The sequence below is a fragment of the Vibrio sp. ZOR0018 genome, assembly GCF_963865925.1.
Taxonomy (GTDB): Bacteria; Pseudomonadota; Gammaproteobacteria; order Enterobacterales; family Vibrionaceae; genus Vibrio; species Vibrio anguillarum.
On sequence record NZ_CAWMCN010000027.1, the window covers coordinates 1 to 1,581 of the forward strand.

A 1,581-nucleotide genomic window follows, 5' to 3' on the forward strand; every position below is an offset into this window, starting at 1 on the left:
TTCAACAACAAACCAAGCTTTTGAATCAGACAAACTCAACGAGCGAAAACTTCAGCAAAAGCAAAATGATCGATTAACTTGCCCTTTCCACACTTTACGCGCGCTAAATTCACAACAAACCAGCACCAAAACTCATTGAGGCAAACAAAGAACTTTGCCTGTTTTACGGCTTGAGTTAACCAAGAATTTGAGGGTAAAAAAGCTCATTTGCCGACAACACAAAACGAATGGCCGGAGAAATCCCAAAAGATTGAACCCCTAAATTTGCCTGAGTTGCATAACGCCCAATTAAGGGGTGAACAACGCCTCCACCCAAACCTAATATATTGTGCCATAAACACTAAATTTGAAGTAGAAGCAAAAATGCCGAGCGTTGTGAATCCCTCTTAAATTGCTTGTTATGTGACTATTTTCGATTTAGCCTCGTGGTTCTAGTTTTCTTCAATTGCTGAACCTCTAACTTTGACTTGGCTACCTGCAAATCTAGAAGCTCATCTAGTTTCGGCTGAAGTTGGTAGTGCCAACGATAAAAGCCATAAAACATTGTTATTAAACCAATAATGATTACGGACATTGATACATTTAGGTTAAATGGCTTATTAGCCTTGAGCAGCTCTATGATTTTCTCTAACGCCTCTTTTTGCCTTAATTCATAAGGTGTTGGTTTCTCGATACTTTCATATTTCGCTAGCTCAACAATGCTACTAATGTATTCGTTATTGAAGTTTGTGTAGGATGAATTGAACATATAGCATCCCGTCACGGTCAGCAACAGGCCAAACAAAGCTAAAAACTTGTACAGATTATCTGTTGGCAAGCTCATATTAGAGCTAATCATGTTCGAGTACTCCTTTTGTCATATAACGCCCGCTTAAGGGGCAGACAACGCTACTACCAACTTACCGCATAACACCGTAATCACCAAAACCAACGCATAGTAAAAATACCACGCGTTGGCTGTCCCTCTTGAAGCGTTTGTTATGCATGTGCCACAACGCGAGCCATATGGTAAACGTCAACGTAGCTACCATTTCTGAACGCATAAGCTTTCGACTCACCTTCAATTTCAAAACCGAACTTCTTATACAAATTGATCGCTCGTTCGTTGTCCACATAGACCGTCAATTCGATTCGTTTCAAATTCAGCCAGTTATCCGCTAAATCGATAACCGTTTTCAGTAAAGCACTACCAACACCTAAACCTTGAGCATCGTCTTTAACGCCCATACCGAATGTACCTACGTGACGTCGTCTCGGATTAGTACATAGCTCAAAGCCCAAATTACCTACTATTTCACCGTCCACTAGTGCCACATATGCATAAATATGATCTGGAATAGTCTGAAAACGTTTTTCCCACATATCGGAGGATGGAAGCGGAAGTTGTAATGTGCCAGTGTACGCATTTGGGCACTCATAAACTCCTTTTATCGCTTTAGCATCTGATGGCTCTGCTCGCCTGACTTCAACAACCATAGTTCCTCTTTTCCTAAAAAATGCATAACGCCCGGCTAAGGGGTTGACAACGCATAGCCGAACTCAAAAAACACACCGTAAACACTGAACTTCAATTTTGCACTA

General features: G+C 41.0%; 2 protein-coding genes. Both read right to left on the reverse strand.

Translation table 11 applies throughout. From position 1 onward, the window contains the following. Positions 1 to 406: 406 nt before the first annotated feature. Positions 407 to 838 carry a hypothetical protein gene (locus AACR75_RS00890; RefSeq protein WP_047691430.1) on the reverse strand — a complete coding sequence of 144 codons (432 nt, stop codon included), beginning with the start codon at positions 836 to 838 and terminating at the stop codon, positions 407 to 409. Between the two features lie 140 nt (positions 839 to 978). Then, entirely contained in the window at positions 979 to 1,476 is a 498-nt protein-coding gene (locus AACR75_RS00895; protein WP_047691433.1) for a GNAT family N-acetyltransferase, read from the reverse strand. Between the last annotated feature and the right edge of the window lie 105 nt (positions 1,477 to 1,581).